General features: G+C 67.8%; 23 protein-coding genes. 11 read left to right on the forward strand and 12 right to left on the reverse strand.

Features of this window, described 5'->3' with window-relative positions:
* Nucleotide 1: 1 nt before the first annotated feature.
* A complete protein-coding gene (locus ACQUQR_RS11440) occupies nucleotides 2-478 on the reverse strand; it encodes a cupin domain-containing protein (protein ID WP_435196611.1) in 477 nt (158 codons plus the stop codon).
* Nucleotides 479-912: 434 nt separating this feature from the next.
* Between ACQUQR_RS11440 and hisB the strand changes: the two genes are divergently transcribed.
* Nucleotides 913-1500, forward strand: coding sequence for an imidazoleglycerol-phosphate dehydratase HisB (gene hisB / locus ACQUQR_RS11445; protein ID WP_435196612.1), 588 nt, complete (start codon nucleotides 913-915; stop codon nucleotides 1498-1500).
* Here the strand turns inward: hisB and ACQUQR_RS11450 are convergent.
* Nucleotides 1497-2117 (reverse strand): hypothetical protein, encoded by a 621-nt coding sequence (locus ACQUQR_RS11450; RefSeq protein WP_435196613.1) that lies wholly within the window; start codon nucleotides 2115-2117, stop codon nucleotides 1497-1499. The two genes, hisB and ACQUQR_RS11450, sit on opposite strands and share 4 nt — an antisense overlap.
* Before the next feature lie 92 nt (nucleotides 2118-2209).
* Here ACQUQR_RS11450 and ACQUQR_RS11455 point away from each other — a divergent pair, with 92 nt between their 5' ends.
* On the forward strand, nucleotides 2210-2713 hold the full coding sequence (locus tag ACQUQR_RS11455) for an amino acid-binding protein (protein ID WP_435196614.1): 504 nt from the start codon (nucleotides 2210-2212) through the stop codon (nucleotides 2711-2713).
* A gap of 12 nt (nucleotides 2714-2725) precedes the next feature.
* Here the strand turns inward: ACQUQR_RS11455 and ACQUQR_RS11460 are convergent, their stop codons facing one another.
* A complete protein-coding gene (locus tag ACQUQR_RS11460) occupies nucleotides 2726-4048 on the reverse strand; it encodes an RAD55 family ATPase (protein ID WP_435196615.1) in 1323 nt (440 codons plus the stop codon).
* Nucleotides 4049-4130: 82 nt separating this feature from the next.
* Between ACQUQR_RS11460 and ACQUQR_RS11465 the strand changes: the two genes are divergently transcribed.
* On the forward strand, nucleotides 4131-4748 hold the full coding sequence (locus tag ACQUQR_RS11465) for an IMPACT family protein (protein WP_435196616.1): 618 nt from the start codon (nucleotides 4131-4133) through the stop codon (nucleotides 4746-4748).
* A gap of 19 nt (nucleotides 4749-4767) precedes the next feature.
* On the opposite strand, the gene ACQUQR_RS11470 is transcribed toward ACQUQR_RS11465, so the two are convergent.
* The 5 genes from ACQUQR_RS11470 to ACQUQR_RS11490 form a co-directional block, all read right to left on the reverse strand.
* On the reverse strand, nucleotides 4768-7398 hold the full coding sequence (locus tag ACQUQR_RS11470; RefSeq protein ID WP_435196617.1) for a TRAP transporter permease: 2631 nt from the start codon (nucleotides 7396-7398) through the stop codon (nucleotides 4768-4770).
* Nucleotides 7395-7892, reverse strand: a complete 498-nt coding sequence (locus tag ACQUQR_RS11475; RefSeq protein ID WP_435196618.1) for a DUF1850 domain-containing protein — start codon at nucleotides 7890-7892, stop codon at nucleotides 7395-7397. The genes ACQUQR_RS11470 and ACQUQR_RS11475 overlap by 4 nt, the downstream gene beginning before the upstream one ends.
* A gap of 21 nt (nucleotides 7893-7913) precedes the next feature.
* On the reverse strand, nucleotides 7914-8861 hold the full coding sequence (locus tag ACQUQR_RS11480; protein ID WP_435196619.1) for a TAXI family TRAP transporter solute-binding subunit: 948 nt from the start codon (nucleotides 8859-8861) through the stop codon (nucleotides 7914-7916).
* 275 nt (nucleotides 8862-9136) lie between these two features.
* Nucleotides 9137-9811, reverse strand: coding sequence for a uracil phosphoribosyltransferase (gene upp / locus ACQUQR_RS11485; protein WP_435196620.1), 675 nt, complete (start codon nucleotides 9809-9811; stop codon nucleotides 9137-9139).
* Between the two features lie 55 nt (nucleotides 9812-9866).
* Entirely contained in the window at nucleotides 9867-10046 is a 180-nt protein-coding gene (locus ACQUQR_RS11490) for a hypothetical protein (protein WP_435196621.1), read from the reverse strand.
* Nucleotides 10047-10119: 73 nt separating this feature from the next.
* On the opposite strand from ACQUQR_RS11490, the gene ACQUQR_RS11495 reads away from it, so the two are divergent.
* The 5 genes from ACQUQR_RS11495 to ACQUQR_RS11515 all read left to right on the forward strand — a co-directional run bounded on the left by ACQUQR_RS11495 (nucleotide 10120) and on the right by ACQUQR_RS11515 (nucleotide 13994).
* Nucleotides 10120-10440, forward strand: a complete 321-nt coding sequence (locus ACQUQR_RS11495) for a hypothetical protein (protein WP_435196622.1) — start codon at nucleotides 10120-10122, stop codon at nucleotides 10438-10440.
* Nucleotides 10441-10515: 75 nt separating this feature from the next.
* Nucleotides 10516-10737: a hypothetical protein gene (locus ACQUQR_RS11500; protein ID WP_435196623.1), complete on the forward strand. Its 222-nt coding sequence runs from the start codon at nucleotides 10516-10518 to the stop codon at nucleotides 10735-10737.
* 57 nt (nucleotides 10738-10794) lie between these two features.
* Nucleotides 10795-11091 carry a hypothetical protein gene (locus ACQUQR_RS11505; protein WP_435196624.1) on the forward strand — a complete coding sequence of 99 codons (297 nt, stop codon included), beginning with the start codon at nucleotides 10795-10797 and terminating at the stop codon, nucleotides 11089-11091.
* The gene (locus tag ACQUQR_RS11510) at nucleotides 11091-12041 is read left to right on the forward strand and encodes an ArsA family ATPase (RefSeq protein ID WP_435196625.1); all 951 of its coding nucleotides are present in this window, start codon (nucleotides 11091-11093) and stop codon (nucleotides 12039-12041) included. Before ACQUQR_RS11505 ends, ACQUQR_RS11510 begins: the two co-directional genes overlap by 1 nt.
* A gap of 132 nt (nucleotides 12042-12173) precedes the next feature.
* The gene (locus ACQUQR_RS11515) at nucleotides 12174-13994 is read left to right on the forward strand and encodes a carbon starvation CstA family protein (protein WP_435196626.1); all 1821 of its coding nucleotides are present in this window, start codon (nucleotides 12174-12176) and stop codon (nucleotides 13992-13994) included.
* A gap of 44 nt (nucleotides 13995-14038) precedes the next feature.
* Here ACQUQR_RS11515 and ACQUQR_RS11520 read toward each other — a convergent pair whose 3' ends face one another.
* Genes ACQUQR_RS11520 through ACQUQR_RS11530 form a run of 3 tightly spaced genes read right to left on the reverse strand, consistent with a single transcriptional unit; the run spans nucleotide 14039 to nucleotide 15548 of the window.
* A complete protein-coding gene (locus ACQUQR_RS11520) occupies nucleotides 14039-14584 on the reverse strand; it encodes a hypothetical protein (protein ID WP_435196627.1) in 546 nt (181 codons plus the stop codon).
* Nucleotides 14581-15183: a hypothetical protein gene (locus ACQUQR_RS11525; RefSeq protein ID WP_435196628.1), complete on the reverse strand. Its 603-nt coding sequence runs from the start codon at nucleotides 15181-15183 to the stop codon at nucleotides 14581-14583. The genes ACQUQR_RS11520 and ACQUQR_RS11525 overlap by 4 nt, the downstream gene beginning before the upstream one ends.
* Nucleotides 15180-15548 (reverse strand): cupin domain-containing protein, encoded by a 369-nt coding sequence (locus tag ACQUQR_RS11530; RefSeq protein WP_435196629.1) that lies wholly within the window; start codon nucleotides 15546-15548, stop codon nucleotides 15180-15182. Before ACQUQR_RS11530 ends, ACQUQR_RS11525 begins: the two co-directional genes overlap by 4 nt.
* 81 nt (nucleotides 15549-15629) lie before the next feature.
* Here ACQUQR_RS11530 and ACQUQR_RS11535 point away from each other — a divergent pair, with 81 nt between their 5' ends.
* Genes ACQUQR_RS11535 through ACQUQR_RS11545 form a run of 3 tightly spaced genes read left to right on the forward strand, consistent with a single transcriptional unit; the run spans nucleotide 15630 to nucleotide 17801 of the window.
* Entirely contained in the window at nucleotides 15630-15836 is a 207-nt protein-coding gene (locus tag ACQUQR_RS11535; protein ID WP_435196630.1) for a hypothetical protein, read from the forward strand.
* Nucleotides 15836-16528, forward strand: a complete 693-nt coding sequence (locus ACQUQR_RS11540; protein WP_435196631.1) for a DUF5828 family protein — start codon at nucleotides 15836-15838, stop codon at nucleotides 16526-16528. Before ACQUQR_RS11535 ends, ACQUQR_RS11540 begins: the two co-directional genes overlap by 1 nt.
* 58 nt (nucleotides 16529-16586) lie before the next feature.
* Complete coding sequence (locus tag ACQUQR_RS11545; protein WP_435196632.1) at nucleotides 16587-17801, forward strand: anion permease; 1215 nt, start codon at nucleotides 16587-16589, stop codon at nucleotides 17799-17801.
* On the opposite strand, the gene ACQUQR_RS11550 is transcribed toward ACQUQR_RS11545, so the two are convergent.
* Nucleotides 17790-19151, reverse strand: coding sequence for a hemolysin family protein (locus ACQUQR_RS11550; protein WP_435196633.1), 1362 nt, complete (start codon nucleotides 19149-19151; stop codon nucleotides 17790-17792). The two genes, ACQUQR_RS11545 and ACQUQR_RS11550, sit on opposite strands and share 12 nt — an antisense overlap.
* Between the last annotated feature and the right edge of the window lie 21 nt (nucleotides 19152-19172).

The raw sequence follows: 19172 nt of genomic DNA on the forward strand, positions 1-19172 counted from the left end.
TCTACTCCTCCTCGTCCTCCCAGTAGTCCACCGCGTCCTCCCGGCGATAGTAGCCGTGGAGGCTCCGCGGGTCCCGCCCACCCGGTGGCGACCCGACGAACACCCCGAGCTTGTCGCTGTCGGGGTACACCGTCACGTCCGGCTCGTTCATCGTCGAGACCGCGAGATATCGGAGCACCCCATCGGAGTCGTTGACCACGCGGTGGGCTCCCGACTCGTCCGCCGGCAGGGCGACGTAGTCCCCCGCACGCAGGGCGTGTTCCGCCCCCGCGAGGCGAAGCAGCCCCTCCCCCGCCAGCACGTAGATGGCCTCCTCGTTCGCCGTGTGGTAGTGGTACGGCCACGACCGTTCGCCCGGCGGGAGCTCGTAGAGGCTACACCCCAGCTGCTCCGACCCCGCGGCCTCCCCCAACTGCTTGCGCCGAAGCCCCATTTCGCTGTCCGACCACTCGAGGTTCCCCTCGCTGATCTTGCTCATAGAAGAGCCGTCAGCCCACGCGATGATAGTTCCACCCCGGCGACGCTCGGTGACACAGCCACCAGCTTGCGCTCGGTGAATCATCCACCAGCGACGACTGCCAATCAGTCACGCCGGGTGGGACTGAAAGGGGCCGGGCGCTCGCCAGCCGAGACGACGCAAGCACCGCAGTGACCGGAGGGAACGAGGAGCGCAGCGAGTCGCAGGCGGCGAGCGTCCGGGGGCTTTCGAAGTGGTGTTCACGGCTGTCACTGCGGCACAGCAGCAAGCAGGGGCTTTCGAAGTGGTGTTCACGGCTGTCACTGCGGCACAGCAGCAAGCAGGGGCTTTCGAAGTGGTGTCACCAGTTGTCGCCCTCACGACGCCGAACGAACCACGACAAAACCTCACACAGAGACGCAAACGACATACCACGACTCCTCAAAACGAAGAGTATGAGCGATCGAACTGCGGCGGTCACACGCGAAACCGGCGAGACGGAGATCGAGGTCGTCCTCGATCTCGACGGGGACGGGGACGCCACCATCGACACGGGCGTCGGCTTCTTCGACCACATGCTGACCGCGCTCGCGAAACACGGGCTGTTCGACCTCACGGTCCGCTGTGACGGCGACCTCGCCATCGACGACCACCACACCGTCGAGGACGTGGGCATCACGCTCGGGGAGGCCTTCTTAGAGGCCGTGGGCGACAAGCGCGGTATCGTCCGGTACGCGGACCGCCGGGTGCCCCTCGACGAGGCCGTCGGCGACGTGGTGCTCGACATCTCGGGACGACCCTACTTCCAGTGGTCGGGTGAGTTCTCCCAGCCCTCCGTCGGGGAGTTCACGAGCGACATGGCGCGGCACTTCTTCGAGTCGTTCGCGCTCAACGCGCGGGTCACGCTCCACGCCGCCATCGAGGGAGAGAACGCCCACCACGAGATCGAGGCGCTGTTCAAGTCGGCGGCGCGGGCGCTCGACGACGCGACGCGCATCGACGACCGGCGCTCCGACACCCCCTCGACGAAGGGGACGCTCTAGCGGGTGAGGGTGTCGCCGTCGCTCGAAAACCGCCCCTCGGCGATGGCGTGTTCGACGATGCGGTGGACGACCTCGTCGTCGAGGTCGTACGCGCCCGCGGCCAGCGCTTCGGCCTCCGTCCTGTCCATCGGGAACTCCCGGTTCCGGAGGAACCGCACGACCTTCCGGTAGGCCGGCGGGACGGCGGCCTCCCGCGCGATGGTCTCGCTCGCGGGGCTCGGCTCTTCGTTCTCGTCCTCGGTCTCTGCCTCCCCGTCTTCAGGCTCCGTCTCGTCCGCCTCGACCGACTCCGCCGGGGTATCGACCGCCGCCGCTTCGGTCTCCATCTCGTGGTCGCCGTCCCCGGTCGCGGGGGCCTCGCGTGTCGCCGCGCGCTCGCGGCGGCGCTCGGTCGAGCGGGCGTCCGCGTCCGCGCGAACGCGCTCCGCCGCACGGGTGTGCGCGACCTCCGCGTCCTCGTTCAGCCGGTCGAGCAGGGGGGCGACGACGTCGGCCAGCGTGTCCTTGCAGGGCGGACAGAGGACCATCCGCCGGCCACCGTCGATCTCGGGGGGGAGTACCTCGTAGACGCCGCGGCCGTCCGCGCCACAGAAGTCACAGGTGCGTACCTCGCGCATGGCCGGGGGTTCGGCGGGCCGGGTGAAAACGCCATCGGGCGCTCGCGGGGGGCCTCGGAACCGTTTTCCCGTGCCCCCACGACCCACGGGGTATGTTCGACGAAATCATGGAGAAGTTCGCGGACTCGCCGTCCCAGCAGGCGGTCATCCGTCTCCTCCTCGAACGGGGGTTCTCCGTCAACGACGAGGGGCGCGTCGTCTCGGGCGGCATCGAGATCCCCAACACGGGGATCGCCCGCGAGATCGGGGTCGACCGGCGCGTGGTGGACGCGACCACCGACGCCATCCTCGACGACCCGGAGCTCCGGCGCATCTTCCAGAACATCTCCGCGATCCCGTCGCTGATGGACCTCGCGCCCGTGCTGGACCTGACGGTGCTCACCGTGCGCGTCGCCGACGCCGACGAGTCCGGCATCGTCGCGCAGGTGACCGGCCTCATCGCCGAACGCGGCATCTCCATCCGCCAGACCATCTCACAGGACCCGGAGTTCACGGACGACCCCTGTCTCTACATCATCACGGACGCGGACCTCCCCGGCGACCTGCTGAACGAGCTCAAGGCGCTCCCGTTCGTCCGGAAGATCGAGCTCGAATAGCGAGCGGCGTGATCAGCGGAGCCGGACGAACGGCGGCTCGGCGAGCGGCTCCACGACGCGCGAGCGCCCCACCGCGTCCGAGGGCCCCTTCTCGACGGTGAAGAAGTCGAGCCCCTCCTCGCCGCGCCACGTCTTGAACGCCGTGTCCGCCTCGCTCGTGAAGAAGTCGGCCACGCGGTCGCCCGCGACGCTGCGGTCGACGGTGATGGCCGCGGAGAACCCGGGGAGCGCGATGACGTTCGCCGAGGCCCAGTAGAACATCTGGCGGGCCTGCGCCGGCGAGACGTGGTGGAGGACGGCGGAGAGTTCGAGGACGGCGAACGTCGGGCGACCGGCCAGCCGGTCGACGAGCGACCGGATCGACTCCTGGAGGCTCCCCGTCTCCGACTGGAGGATGACGTTCCGTTTCGGGAACCCCGAGAGCATCCCCGTCTCGCGGTCCTGTGAGACCGTATCCAGCAGGTAGAACTGGTCGTTCTTCATCAGCTGCTGGACGCTCCCGATGCGCGAGGCGAGCAGGTCGTTCACCCGGCCGGCGACGACGCCGGGGGCCGTGACACAGACCACGCGCGCACCGCGTTCGAGGACGTGCGCACAGACCGACGCGGTGAACGGCCAGTGGCTCGTCCGCGCGTCGTGTTCGAAGACGGTGACCCCGTCGCGGACGAACCCGCCGACCAGCTCGTCGAACCCCTCGATATCGGTGGCGAGCGTCTCGTGCTCGGACGCCGTCGACCGGGGGACCAGGCCCGCGTCGGTCGCCGAGAGCGCGAGTCGGTAACGCCGACTGTCGAGGTCCGTCGGCGCCTTCTCGACGCGAAGGAACCGCTGGAAGTCACCCCCGACGGGGTCCTGCCAGCACTCGACGACGGCCGCCGCGTGGTGGGTGAGCGCGGGCGCGTCGCCCGCAGCCGTCACGAGACAGGCCGCACCCGCCGCCTCCAGCGCGCTACAGAGCCGGACGACCCCGCCGCCCGCGTCGCCGAGGCCCTCCACACCGTCGAGGACGACCCGGTCGGGAACCGCGCCGGCCACGTCGGCCAGCGTCCCGGCCAGCCCCGCGAGGGTCGTCTCCGTGCTGTCGTCGCCGACCTCGACGGCCAGCCCGTCGGCCGTCGGGGAGACGACGACCGTCGTCACGTCGCCCGGGAGCGCCTCGCGCCGTCGCCGGTCGGGCGGCCCGACAGAGACGTACCAGTCGCCGGCCGCGAGCGCGCCGGTAGCGAGCCGCGACCGGCCCGTCCCGGAGGACCCCCGGACGAGCAGCGTCCCCTCGGTCGGAACCCCACCCCCGACGAGGCCGTCGAGGATGGCGTCCCCTGTAGAGTGCGTCATGCTCTGAATCCTCAGCGCCGACGGATATGAAACCCACCCACGGCTCGAAAACTGTATCCCGCAGGCTGGCGAGGTGTCGGGCGTGACCACGGAGTACCGCACCCTCGCCGGCCCCGCGCGAACGCGCTTCGTCGTGCAGGGCTCTGAGTTCATCGGCCACGCGCGCCCCGTCGAGACCGTCGACGACGCAGAGGCGTTCATCGCGGAGGTCGAAGCCGAGTACGCCGACGCGACCCACAACGTCCCCGCCTACCGGGTCCGCGTTGGCGACGGGTCGCTTGGAGGAGGGATGCTCCGCGAGTACTCCAACGACGACGGCGAACCCTCCGGGAGCGCCGGCAAGCCCATGTTGAACGTCCTGCAGGGCCGGGAGCTGGAGAACGTCGCCGTCGTCGTCACCAGGTATTACGGCGGGACGAACCTCGGCGTCGGGGGCCTGGTTCGGGCGTACTCGAAGTCGGTGAAGGACGCGATCGCGGAAGCGGGCGTCGTCACCGAGGTCCCTCACGAGCGGTTCGTCGCCGAGGTCGAGTACGACGATTCGGGGACGGTCCGCGGCATCCTCGAGAGTCAGGGCGTCGCGTTCGAGGCCGCTTACGACGCGACGGTCAGCTTCGAGGTTCGGGTGCCGACCGCCGACGCCGAGGGACTGCGCGACAGGCTCCGGTCGGCGACGAACGGCCGGATAGAGATCGAGTAGGGGGAGGGAGCCGAGGCCGTCAGGCCGGTGCCGCGGTGGCCGTCCCCGACGACCGCGACCGGTTCAGGACGACGAGCGCCGCGAACAGCAGCGCCCCCGCCGCACGCGCGGCGAGGTCGAGTTCCACCGTGTTCATACCGACGGGCGAGAGCAGCAGCCCCGGAGCGATGAGCAGGAGCGCGGCGAGCGAGAAGCCCGCGCGCTCGTTGCGGCCGATGTCGGTGTAGAGGTAGCCGATGACCGTCGCGCCGAGCGCGACGACGCCGACGAACACCCCGACGACGGGGATGACGACCTCGGGGATCAGGAACCCGAGGTCCGCGAAGTCGGTGGCGTTCAACACGCGCACCTCCTCACCCGTCCCGGTTCCCCGAATCAGGAGGATGCCGGGCGTGAGGACGAACGCGAACGGGACGATGGCCTTGTTGAGCGACAGGGAGAACGCCTCGATCCCCGTCTCGAACGGGTCGGATTTGGCGACGCCCGAGGCGGCGTAGGCCGCGACCGCCACCGGCGGGGTGATGTCGGCGATGACCCCGAAGTAGAGGATGAACAGGTGGGCCGCGAGGATGGGGATTCCGAACTCGGAGATGGCGGGCCCCAGCATCGAGACGAGGATGATGTACGTCACGGTGGTGGGCATCCCCATCCCGAGGATGATACTGGAGATGGCCGTGATGACCAAGAGGAGCACCAGCGACCCGCCCGCGACGTTCAGGATGAGCGCCGTGAGGTTCGGGCCCAGGCCGGACGCCGAGATGACGCCGGGGATGATCCCCGCGGCGGCGACGGCGATGACGACGGTGGTGGCCGTGCGCGCCCCGGAGTCCATCGACTTCAGGATGAAGGTGAGAAAGCGGAACGGCGCGCGGTCCGCGAGCGCCCGCCGGTCGAGCGAGTCGGCGACGGTCTCCGCGGAGTCGTCCACCTGGTCGTCGTACTCCAGAAGCGGCGGGTCGATACTCGGCCGGGCGAGCATCACGGCGACGGAGACGCCGAGGATGATCCAGCCGATGCCGCCGGCAGTGGCGAGCAGGGCCGCCTCGGGGCTCATCGCCCCGGTTCCCTGCCCGAGAACGGCCCCGACGAGGCCCGCGCCGGTGAGCAGGTGGGCGGCGAAATCCAGCAGCGCGAGCCCCGCGATGCTCCCGACGAGGGGGCCGCGGGTGTCCTCGTTGTACGCCGCCACGAGCGCGATGAGCGCCGTGATGGCGAACAGGGTGTACCACGCCGCACGGGCCACCGACAGCACCTCGATGATGAGATAGTAGAGCAGGAGCCCGATGGGGACGAGGTAGAACCACCCGCGTTTCATGTGCTCCCGGATGGTGACGGTCTCGATCCCCTCGACGGCCCCGATATCCAGACGAGAGGCCTCGAGGTGGACCATCACCCAGACGCCGAAGAAGAAGACGACGGCGGGGATGGCGGCCGCGAGAATCACGTCCGCGTAGGGCGTGAGCGTGTACTCGACGATGAGGAACGCCGCCGCACCCATCACGGGCGGGAGAATCTGGCCACCCGAGGAGGCCGAGGCCTCCACCGCACCAGCAAAGGAGGGACGGTAGCCCGAGCGCTTCATCAGCGGGATGGTGAACGCGCCCGTGGTGACGGTGTTCGCGATGGAGGAGCCCGAGATGGTCCCCATGAACCCGGAGGCGAGAATGCTGGCTTTGGCGGGGCCACCACGCCGTTTACCGGTCGCGGCGTAGGCGAGGTCGATGAACCACTTGCCGGCCCCGGACATCTCCAGGAACGCGCCGAACAGGATGAAGATGAAGATGAAATCGACTGAGACGCCGACGGGGATCCCGAACACCCCGTTGGAGGTGTTGTACCAGAGGTCACGGATGATGATGGCCCACGAGGTGTCCGTGATCGAGAGGACGCCGATGAACGGGGTGGCGGGGTCGATGAGCCACCCGTACTTCGCGTAGACGATGAACGAGGAGACGATGGTCATCAGGTAGAAGCCGAGGGTGCGCCGGGTCGCCTCCAGCACGAGGAGGACGCCGACGAGTCCCAGCAGGTAGGCCCAGCTGCTCTCCCCCAGGATCGGAAGCGCCTCCAGCGGCGCGAGGATCGGGTACACCTCACCCACCGTCCGGGCGTTGTTCAGTCCGAGCGACCGGACGACGTTGATGATCTCGTCCAACTCCGTGAGGAAGTAGAACGCCGAGAGGACGGCGAAAAGCGAGAGGACGCCGTCGAGCGGCGTGATACGCTCACCCTCCGGGTCGCCGGCGAACCACCGGACCGCGTCGGCGAGCGCCTCCACGACGGACGTGACGGGGGAGTCACCGAACCGCTCGCGGACCGCGGGCGGGACCGCCTGCAGCCGTCTGGCGACGAAGCCGTCCCCGGTGGATGGCGGGAACAGCATGAACGCCAGTACCAGCGCGAAGGCGACGTGGATGGCGCGTATCTGGAGCGTCTGGAGCGACTCGATGCCGACCCGTCCGACGAACGGGACGGTGACGGCGAAGACGATGCCCTTCGCGGCGAGCCACGTCTGGAACGCCGAAAAGAGGATCGCGACGGCGGAGACGGCCACCGCAGCGGTCCCCCGGAGCGAACGCTTCCGTTCGAGCTCCTTCAGTAGCTCCTGCTGTTCTTCCTCCGACAGTTGGTCTGGTTCGGTCTCGGTCATAGCTTCGAAATGGCTGTTGCGAGCGCGGACCGACGCTCGACGGCGATTCTGACGCTGCTGGCGTTCGACAGGGCGACGAGGTCGATGCGCCGGTCGCCCACGGTGAGCCGGTGGCCCGCAACGCGCCCGGCTTTCACGTAGAACTCCTCGTAGCTCCGATTGGGGTCGAAGACGAAATAGCCACCCGCCCGTCGCACGTCCTCACGGGCCGGCAGCCCCCACCCGTAGGATTTGAACCGCATCTTCGTGTTGTCGAGGGTCGTCCCCCGCACGGTGTAGATGTCGTGTACGGGCGTCTTCTCGACGCTGTGGGTGTACGAGAGGTTCACCGTGGTCCCCTCCTCGACGGGCACCGTCGCTAACCGTTCGCCGGTGTCGGCGTCCTCGACGACGAGGACGCGCTCGCCCGGCACCGCCGCGCCCGTCCCGGCGAGCGCGGCGACGACGAGGGCGACGGCTAGCAGGCCACGGAGTGGGCGGTCGAGTCGGGGCATAAGGGGAGGTGGTCGTCGACCTCAGCCGAAGTAGGCCTGTGCGCCCTCGTGGAGTTCGATGGACATGCCGTCCTGGGCGGAGGCCTTCGTGATGAAGTCCGTCTTGATGGTGAGGTCGTCCGTGTTGTCGAAGATGGCGGCCGAGATCTGCTCGACGGTGTCGGCTTCCATCTCGGCGCGCGTGGCGATCATCGCCTGCACGGAGACGGTCTCGCGCTTGCTGTCGATACCCTCGTAGGTGCCACCCGGGATGGTGTCGGTGGCGAAGAACGGCGCGGCGTCGAGGACCGCCTGCCGGTTGTCGCCCTTGATCTCGACGATCTCCACGTCGTTCGTGTTGGCGAGGTCCGCGATGGCGCCGACCGGCCAGCCGCCGACGACGAACGCGGCGTCGATGTCGCCGTTCTTCAGCTGGTCCGCGGCGGTCGAGAAGCCGGCGTTCTGCTCGGTGTACTCGGATATGCCGAGCGCCTCGAGAATCTGGACGGCGTTGACCTGCGTGCCCGAGCCGAGGTCACCGGTGTTGATGGTCGCACCCTCGAGGTCCGCGGGCGTCTCGATACCCGTGTCCGCGAGCGTGACGATGGTGATGGTCTCGGGGTAGAGCGTGGCGACACCGCGGAGGTTCTTCACGGGGTTACCCTTGAACGCCTCGATACCCTCACCGTTCTTCGCGTAGAACGCCACGTCGTTCTGGATGAGCGCGAAGTCGGCGTCGCCCGACTGGAGCGACCCGACGTTCTCGACGGACGCACCGGTCGACTGCACCTGCAGCGTGAAATCCGTGTTCTCCTCGACGATGGTCTTGAACTCGTTAGAGAGCGGGAAGTAGGTCCCCCCGGTCCCTCCAGCGTGCCAGGAGATGCGTGTCTCCGTACTGCCACCGCCACCCGTACAGCCGGCAAGTGCGGCGATACCTGCGAGGCCCGTTGCCTCAATGAACCGACGACGATCGAGATCGGGCGTCATACATCACAGTGTTGTTCCGAACGCTATATACTGGTATCGGTTTGCAAGCATGTTTTCGGGAGTGTTCGTCGATTGAAACACCCGAGTGAGAGAGAAAGACACACATGAGCGCTGTCGAGTCTGGTACAAGAAATGCCGTAAGGTTTCTGAGAATGAAACTGAACGGGAATTTCGCGGTGAGTACCGGTCGAAGCGGGCGCTACGCGGGGAGTAGGCGGAGAGATAGCGAGCCGAGAGGGTAACTGAAGACGACGGAACGCGGGCGCGTTCAGACGTTACTTCGTTCGGAACGCGCGGTCGCCGGCGTCGCCGAGCCCGGGGACGATGTAGCCGTCGTCGTCCAGCCGCTCGTCGATAGAGACGGTGAGCACGTCCACCTCGGGGTACGCCTCCTGCACGCGGACGAGCCCCGGCGGGGCCGCCACCGCCGAGAGGACGACCAGTCGCTCCGGGGAGCCGGCCTGCAGCACCTCCTCCAGGACGGTGACCATCGTCGACCCCGTCGCGAGCATCGGGTCCGCGACGATGACGGTGTCGTCGTCCTTGATCTCGGGGAGTTTGACGTAGTCGACGGTGATGGGGAACTCGCCGGCCTCGTTCATCCCGGCCTCCTCGTTGCGACCCGCGGAGATGACGCCCTGTTTCGCGCGGGGGAACGCCTTCAACAGCCCCTCGACGAACGGGGTCGCGGCGCGGAGGACGTTGATGATGACCACGTCGTCGAGCCCCTTCACGCGCTCGCCGGTCGTCTCCGCGAGCGGGGTCGTGATGGAGACGAACTCCGTCTCCATCATCCCGTCGATGATCTCGTAGCCGCAGATGCGCCCGAGTTTTACCAGGCCCTTGCGGAAGGAGACCTGCTCCGTGTTGACGGAGCGGAGGTGGCTCAGGGTGTGTTTCGCCAGCGCGTGCCCCACGACGTACGCGTCGTCTCGGTCCTCGATGGTCATTTCCCGAAACGGCGACCGCCGAGGCCTTAAAACGCACGAGACGGCCGTTCGGGTGTTAGCGAAGCACGATGAGGTAGGTGAGAAAGCCCAGGAACGCGGTCGCCATCGCCGCCGTGTTCCACGAGAACGCCAGCACGTCGATGAACGCGAGCCCCTTCAGCAGGGCGTAGACGAACACGAACGAGAGGAGGAAATCCAGCACCAACAGCACGCGAATGTCGCCATCGGAAGCCATTGAGGGCGGTATTGCCCGATTCGGCTTAATTGTACGGACATCCTTTAGGTGGCCCCGTGCCAACGTGTTACACATGGAGTTCAGGAACCACGAGGGGACGCACGTCGACCCCGTCCCCTTCCTCGTCGCCGCCGCGTTCGGGTTCCTGGTCGTCTTCAGCTACGGCCCCCCGTATCTGCTGACGCTCGGGCTCCCGCTCCCACTCGCGCTCGTCGTCTGTGGCGGTATCACCGCCCTCCTCACCGCCGCCGCGTACCACCACTACGTCTGGGCCTACCACCCCGAGCGGGCGAGCATCGTCGAGCCGGGCGAGCGCATCAAGCGCCTCTTCTACGGCGCGCTCATCCTCGTGGGCGTGCTCGCGCTCCTCGCGCTCCCGCTGTTCGTGCGGTAGGCGACGCTGAGAGACTGTGCGCCACACGCGCACACCCCCGTGAGCGTTTATGTCGTTCGCCCGGGACCGCCACGTATGGGACTGCTCAACACGGTGAAGGACGTGCTCGCGGCGTCCTCCTCGTCGACGAACCGCGGGACCAGCACGAACGAATCGAAGGGTGCCTACTGGTGTCACGACTGCTCGGAGCGCCTCCTGGACCTCGACGTGCCCGGTGAGGGGCCGCCCGCCTGTCCGGAGTGCGGCGACGAGATGGAGTTCGAGCGCTCGCCCGGCTCCACCGGCTGTGCCTGTTAACCCGCCGACAGGCGCGCTGACGACACGCTTTCATTGCTGGACGACAACGCACACCATATGTCACTAGCCGACCGGATATCCGACTTCATCGCCAGCCTGAAGGAGTGGTACCACGGGCTGTATCACGGCATGATAGAGCACCCCGCCTTCGAGCTCATCGAGAAAGAGGCGGAGGACACGGACGACCTCTTCCTGCTCGCTTGCTTCACTGACGCGCTCGGCGTCCCCTCCCCGGTCTCCTACTACACCTCCGAGCTACTCCCGTTCATGGCCGAGGAGTTCGGCCAGTGGGAGCGCCGGATGTGGGACCGCGGCTCGCTCATCGAACGCAAAGGCGAACAGTACCACTTCTGATGGAGCGGTTCGTCTTCTTCGGCGGCAAGGGGGGCGTCGGTAAAACGACCGTCTCCTCCGCCTACGCGCTCAAATGCGCCCGGGAGGGGCTCTCCACGCTCATCGTCTCGACGGACCCCGCCCACTCCACCTCGGACGTGTTCGACCAGCAGTTCACCGACGATCCCGCACCCGTCGAGGGCCACGAGAACCTCTACGCGATGGAGATCGACCCCCAGGAGGAGGTCGACGAGCACCTGATGGAGACCAAACGCGCCCTCTCCGATCAGGTCTCGCCCGCGATGGTCAACGAGATCGACCGGCAGATCGAGCTCGCCCACCGGACCCCCGGCGCGCACGAGGCCGCGCTGTTCGACCGGTTCATCGACGTGATGCGCGAGGCCGACTACGACCGCGTCGTCTTCGACACCTCGCCGACCGGCGGGACCCTGCGCCTGCTCTCGCTGCCCGGCCTGCTCGAGGGGTGGATCGAGCGACTCATCGAGAAGCGCGCGACCTCCATCGACCTCTACGAGAAGGCCGCCATCGGGGAGCGCTCCGCGAGACGGAAGGCCGAACAGGACCCCATCATCCAGCGGCTCAAGACGAGGAAGGAGCGGTTCGAGTTCGCCGGCGACGTGCTGCAATCCGACGCCGCGTTCTTCCTCGTGATGAACCCGGACCAGCTCTCCATCCGCGAGACGGCCCGCGCGGTGGCGTCGCTCGCGGAGTACGACCTCGACGTGGCCGGCCTCGTCGTCAACCGCCTCACCCCGTCGCCCGACGACGACGAGAACGGGCGTGGCGCGCGGTTCCTCCGCGACCGGGTCGCCACCGAGACGGAGCGGGTCGAGACTATCGAGGAGGAGTTCGACGAACCGCTCGTCGCCGCCATCGAGACTCGCGTGCGAGAGGTGAAAGGCAGCCTCCTCGAGGACGTGGCAGCGGAACTAGACATCGACGTGACATAGCGGTAGCGGGCTGAACGGCCCGTACGCCCGGATAGCGGAAAACTTCGCGGGTCTTCTGTATCTCATAAGTCACGTATGAAACCCTAGCATTTATGCATGACATGGCCTAGCGCACGGTTGAGGCACATCACCATGGTACAGGTAATCTGGCTTGTGCTGGCTGTGCTCGTCCTGTTCACCATCGGGTATCTTGGCTACTCCAAGTACCTCTCCCAGTTCGTGGAACTGGATGATGAACGCGAGACGCCAGCGCACAAGTACGAAGACGGACAGGAGTACGTACCCGCGAAGAAACCAGTGCTGCTCGGACACCACTATTCGAGCATTGCCGGCGGGGCCCCCATCGTCGGGCCCATCACGGCCGGTGTGGTGTGGGGCTGGGTCCCCGCGCTGCTGTGGATCGCCATCGGGAACCCCCTGATGGGCGCGGTCCACGACTTCGTCTCGCTCTCCGCGAGCCTTCGACACGAAGGGAAGTCGGTGGGCTACATCGTCGGCGAGTACGTCGGCGAACGCGGCAAGAACATGCTGCTGTGGTTCGCGTTCCTGACCATCATCCTGGTCGTCGCGGTGTTCGCCCTCGTGGTGGCCATCGTGTTCAACGCGTTCCCACAGGCCGCGACGACGAGCTTCCTGTACATCGGGCTCGCCTTCCTCTTCGGCATCTATCTGTACCAGCTCAACCTGCCGTTCGGTGTCGGGACGGTCGCGTTCGTCGCCGCCGTCTTCGTCAGCGTCTGGATCGGCATCCAGTACCCGCTGGCGCTGTTCCCGGGTGACTACCCCGCAGGGACGCTCGTCCTCATGTCGGGCGGCTCGTGGATCCCCGGCGCGTCCGCGCTCGGCGCGAACACCGCCGCCTGGATTCCCATCATCATGGTCTACGCGGCCGCCGCGTCCGCGCTTCCCGTGTGGATGCTGCTCCAGCCGCGTGACTACCTGTCGTCGTTCCTCCTCTACTCGGGGGTCGGCGGCGCGCTCGTCGCCATCATCGTCGGCACGCTGCTGGGCACGTCCGCCCAGCCGCTCGTCGTGAACATCGGTGCGTTCAACGGCTTCTGGGGCACCACCGGCATCTCGCCGCTGTTCCCGCTGCTGTTCATCACCATCGCGTGTGGGACCATCTCGGGCTTCCACTCGCTCGTCTCCTCGGGGACGACCTCGAAACAGCTCAACAAGGAGTCCGACGCCCGTGCCATCGGCTACGGTGGCATGCTCGGTGAGGGGCTGCTCGCCATCGTCGCCCTCTCGACGCTCGCCGTCGCGGGCGTCACCGCGGGTGGCGGTATCGGCCGCGCGCTCCCGAACTTCGCCACGGGCGGTGGGATCATCCTCACCTCCTTCGGCATCCCGACGAGCTTCGGCGGGCCGTTCATGGCGCTCGTGCTCGTGAGCTTCCTGCTCACCTCCACCGACACGGCCGTGCGTCTCGGCCGCTACATGATGGAGGAAATCGTCGGCGTCCCGGAGACCTCCGTGCAGGAGACCGCCACGAACCGCTACTGGAACCCGGTCATCCAGGCGGTCCCGGCGTACATCCTCATCACCTCGGGGTCGTGGCTGACGCTCTGGCAGCTGTTCGGCGGTGCGAACCAGCTGCTCGCCGCACTCGCACTGCTCACCGCGACCGTCTGGCTGGCCAACTGGGATGACTCGAAACAGCTCATCTCGACCGGCCTGCCGATGGCCATCATGACCACCATCACCGTGCTCGGCCTGTTCTGGCTGGCACTCTACCAGAACCTCTACACGAAGTTCATCCAGGGGCAGTGGGGTGAGGGTGGTGCGACCATCGCGGCACAGATGTCCGCGGCGGTCCAGATCGTCCTCGCGCTCGTCCTCATCGGCCTGGCACTCTCGCTGGTGAAGATGGGGATCGAGAACATCCGAGAGGTGCGCGACCGGAAGGGTGCCGCCGTGGCAGACGGCGGTTCAGTGAGCGGCGAGGAGTAGACCGCACAACCGACGTGCCTCACCCGCCGGGGTGAGGCCGGGGATTACTTTTCGTGCGTCACGCCGTCGAGCAGCGACTGCGACGGTCGCTCCCCCACGACGACGACGGTGACGAAGTCCTCACCATGGCGGACGCGGACGAGGTGGGCGTCACCGTAGGAGGTGAGCGTCGCGTTCCGGCCGAGGAGCCGTACCTGCGAGGTGGTCGCCGACCCGTCGCCGGCCCGAACGCCGGTCGCGAGTGCCACCTGTCGCTCGACCGGGAGCGTCGCGAACGGGTCACGCACGGTGTCGGTGTTCTCGATGGGGCGCACCGCGGGTGACGTGACGAGACCCACCGTCGCGTTCCCCTCGTAGCGCCGCACGGCGAGCGTGGCGTTCACGCGCTGTTGGCCCTGGAGCTCCACGTCACCCGAGATGGAGGCGCGGACGGTGGCGTCGATGCTGGGGCTGGAGGCGTTCGCGAGCGTGTAGCCGGGCGCCTCGAGCGTCGCCGGATGACTCGCGGCCCGCGCGACCCGTTCGCCGCCGAAGCCGCCGAGACAGCCGGCACTCACGGCGAGGACGCAGAGGAGCAGGAGGCGCTTCATCCGCGGATGCGGCCGAGGAGCCGCTTCAGGAGTCCGGGAGCGGGGTCCGGGAGCCGCTCCCAGAGGACGAACGCCTGTGCCACGTCCGCGCCGTGGCTCCGCACCGCCTCCTCCGCCTCCGGCGCGACGACGGCGACGTTCACCTCGTAGTGGCCGTGGTAACCGTACTTGATGAGCGTTCGTTCGTTCAGGCTCGCGACCCGCTCGCGGACGTCCTCGGGAACCTCGGGGACGACGAGGACGAAGGTGAAATCCGTCCCGTAGTGCTCCTCGTCGGCCTCGACGTACTTCGCGGCGAGGTCGTCCGCGAGGTCGACGAGCCGGTCGATCTCGGCCACGCTTACTCCATCAGTGCGCCGCGCGTAGAGGTACTCCTGCTGGTGGTGGTTCGCGAAGTTCACCGAGGGGTGGAGGAACTGCTTCTGGCTCTCCATGTAGAGCCGGCCGAACAGGTCGAACCGTTCGCCCCCCTCGCGGTGGTCGCGTTCCAGGTCGTAGTTCGTGACGAGCCGGTCGGCCACCCGGTCGAGGTACGCGTCGTCCCAGTCGGGGCGCGGGATGGCGGCGGTCTCGTCGGGCGCCTCCACCGGTTCGCTCATGGCTCGTACGGGTGGACGTCGTCCACCGCGGGCGCGCCGACCGCGATGACCGTCACCGGCCCGTCCGCATCTTCGGCGCAGTAGCCCCGCTGGGGGTTCGGCGGGGTGACGGTGAACAGCTCGCCTGCCTCGGCCTCGTAGGTCCCCTCCGGCGTCTCGACGGAGAGCGTCCCCGAGAGGACGACGAACAGCTCCTCCTGGTCGTCGTGGTAGTGGTACGCGAGCGGGATCTCCTCGCCCGGCGCGGCGTGGAACCGGTTGACCGCCATGTTGTCGAAGCCCGCCACGGGGGAGACCCGTCGCAGTTCGCAGGGGCGGTCCGGTTCCGTCTCGAGGTCGTCGGGGTCGATAACGTGATAACCCATATCGCACGGTACCGTCTCACACCGCAAAAACGCGTCGGGGCGAGGACAACGTTTAATCGGCTCGTTCCCATACGATTGCCCATGGGAGGGAAAGACACGGAAGCGTGTGGCCGGTGTGCGATGTCCACGGTCGTCGACGCCGCGACCGAGGGCGAGCGCGACCCGTTCGGCGAGGAACGTATCGAGATCGACGACGACGAGCTGCGCCGCCTGTCGCCGGGCGCGTGGTTCTCGGGCGTGAAGACCCGCCTCGACGACGCGGCGACGCGGTTCATCTACGGGCGCTGATGGAAGAGAGCGTCTCAGGGTTCAAACAGCGAGGCGACTGGGGCGATATCGTCGAGCACGGCGAGCGCATCACGCGCGCACTACGCGACCTCGCGAGCGACGGCCAGCCGGTCGACGCCGACGCCCTCGAGGCCTGGGACGAGTGGCGACCGAAACACGAGGAGCGGCTCGACGAGGACGTCAGCGACAAGACGGCCGAACAGGCCGCCGTCGGCGAGGGGGAAGGCGAGAAGAAGGGCCGTGCCCCCACCGAGGACGTCCAGCGCGCCGGCGAGAAGCTCACCGAGTCCTACGAGACGCTCGACGACGACCCGGACGAGGCCGTCGACAAGTGGAGCGAGTCCATCGACTACCTCGCGCGGGCCGCGGATTCGGCGGGTCGGAAGGCGCTCCGGAAGGTCGAGGGCGCCGTCTACAAGAACGTGATGACCCAGCTCGCCCCCTACTACTTCGACAACGAGCTGGTCAGCGCGAACGTCCAGCGGACCGGGAAGGACGACTACGTCCTCGAGGTGAACGTCAACGACGACGACCTCAAGATCCGGGTGTCGAACAGACTCGCGGACTACGAGACCTCGGTGGAGCGCTGGCACGTGGACACCCCGAAGGAGACGGAGACCGCGGCCGCCATCGAGGGGGCAGAGGTCCCCGAAGAAGAGACGAACGGGGAATCACACCCCAACTCGACCTGACTCGCCCGGGACGCCGGAGTCGGCGGGTATAAACACCGGGGTGGCGTACGCCGGGGCAATGGACCCCGGCACGGCCGTCGCCCTGCTCGTCGCCGCGTTCGCCTCCCTCTTCATGGCGTGGGCCATCGGCGCCGGGAGCTCCGGCTCCACCCCGTTCGCTCCCGCCGTCGGCGCGAACGCCATCAGCGTGATGCGCGCGGGCTTCGTCGTCGGCATCCTGGGGCTCGCCGGCGCATACCTGCAGGGAGCCAACGTCACCGAGGCCGTCGGCCGGGAGCTCGTCGTGGGCGTGAGCATCACCCCCACCGCGGCCATCGTCGGCCTGCTCACCGCCGCCATCCTCGTCGCCATCGGCGTCTTCACGGGCTACCCCATCGCCACCGCGTTCACCGTCACCGGCGCGGTCGTGGGGGTCGGCCTCGCGCTCGGCGGCGACCCCGCGTGGGCCAAGTATCGCGAGATCGTCTCGCTGTGGGTCGCCGTCCCCTTCGTCGGCGGCGGCATCGCCTTCGCCACCGCGAAACTGCTCCGCGACGAGCGGGTCCCCGAGCCCGTCGCGGTTCCGGTGCTCGCCGCGCTCATCGGCGTCATCCTCGCCAACGTGGAGTTCGTGATTCTCGGCCCCGCAGGCGAGGCCCGGGGGCTCGCGGCCGCCCTCGCGGGCGCGGTGCTCACGCTCGGCGGCACCGTCCCCGAGCCCAGCACGCTCCTCGTCACGAAAGTCGCGGTCACGGTGGCGTTCGCCCTCCTCGTGGCGGGAGTCCTCCGGCGGGACATCGTCCGCGACGAGGCCGCCGGCCAGCGCCACTTCCTGCTCGCGCTCGGCGGGCTCGTCGCCTTCTCCGCCGGCGGGAGTCAGGTCGGGCTGGCGCTGGGGCCCCTCCTTCCCATTCTCGACGACGCTCCCGTCACGATCCCGCTCACCGTCCTGCTGTTCGGCGGCGGGCTCGGCCTGCTCGCCGGGTCGTGGACCGGTGCCCCCCGGATGATCAAAGCGCTCGCGCAGGACTACTCCTCGCTCGGACCCCGGCGAAGTATCGCCGCGCTCATCCCCTCCTTCGCCATCGCGCAGTCCGCGGTGTTCCTGGGCGTTCCGGTCTCCTTCAACGAGATCATCGTCTCCGCCATCATCGGGTCGGGCTACGCCGCCGGTGGGGCAGGGGTCTCCGGCAGGAAGATGCTCTTTACCGTCCTCGCGTGGATCGGCTCGCTCGTGTTGGCGTTCGCCGTGAGCTACGGGGCGTTCTTGGGCGTCTCCGCGCTACTCGGCTGAGAGCTCCGTCTCCTCTTCCTCCCGGTCGCCGCGCGTGACGCGGGCCTTCATGATGCGGGTGTTCTCGACTTCCATCACGCGGATCTCGATGTCGTCGTAGGTGATGACCTCCCCCTCCTCGACGAGGCGGCCCGCGCGGTTGAAGATGAAGCCGGCGATGGTCTCGAACTCCTCCCCCTCGGGGAGGTCGATCTCGAGCGCCTCGTTCACCATCTCGATGTTGACCTCGCCGCGGACGACGAGCGTGTCGTCGTCTAAGAACTCCATCGGCTCCTCCTCCTCGCCCTCGAGGATCTCGCCGACGATCTCCTCGGTCAAATCCTCCATCGTCACCAGCCCCTCGGTGGTGCCGAACTCGTCGATGACGATGACCATGTGCATCCGGCTCGCGCGCAGCTCGGCGAGCAGCTCGTCCACGTTCTTCGACTCGGGGACGTGGAGGGTGGGCTCCAGTAAGTCCTCCAGCCGGAGGTCGCCGGGGTCGGACTCCCCGTAGTTCAGGTCCCGGACCAGATCGCGGATGTGGACGACGCCGATGATGTTGTCGAGACTCCCCTCGTAGACGGGCATCCGGGCGTGGCCGGACTGGATACACGTCTCGATGGCCTCCTCGATGGAGGCGTCCTTCGGGACCGCGGTCATATCCAGTCGCGGGGTCATCACCTCCTTCGCGATGGTGTTGTTGAACCGGAAGATGCGCTGGAGCATCTCGCGTTCGTCCTCCTCGATGACCCCCTCGCGCTCGCCGGTCTCGATGATGTCGCGGATCTCCTCGCGGGTGACGTAGGAGGTCTCGATGGCCGAGCGGCCGCCCGTGATCTTGTTCACCTGCCGGGTGAGGTAGTCGAAGGTGATGACGAGCGGGAGCAGCGCGTACTCCGCGAGCTGGAGCGGGCGGGAGATGCGCAGCGCCCACGACTCGGTGTTCTCGACGGCGTAGCTCTTCGGGGCCGACTCCCCGAACAGCAGGACGATGGCCGTGATGGCGAGCGTCGCGATGGCGACGGCCTGCCCCTGGTTGCCGAGCGTCACGGCGAGCAGCCCCGTCGCGATGGAGGACATCGCGATGTTGACGATGTTGTTGCCGACGAGGATCGTCACCAGGAGGCGGTGCGGGTCGTCTTTCAGCTCCGCGAGCGCCTCCGCCCCCTTGACCCCGTCGTCGACGAGGGAGTTCACCCGGTGGTCGGCGAGCGAGAACATAGCGATCTCCGAGGAGGAGAAGAACGCCGAGAGCAGGACGAGCAGGAAGATGGCGAACGCACCCAGGCTCAGAAAGAGGTTCTGGCCGAGGGTCACGCCGAGGATGTCCACCTGCGCCTGCGCGATGAGAAGCCACGCTAAACCCATTTTAGACGGGGAAGCTTGACC

The organism is Natronomonas sp. EA1 (assembly GCF_051195035.1).
GTDB lineage: Archaea > Halobacteriota > Halobacteria > Halobacteriales > Haloarculaceae > JBNTJV01.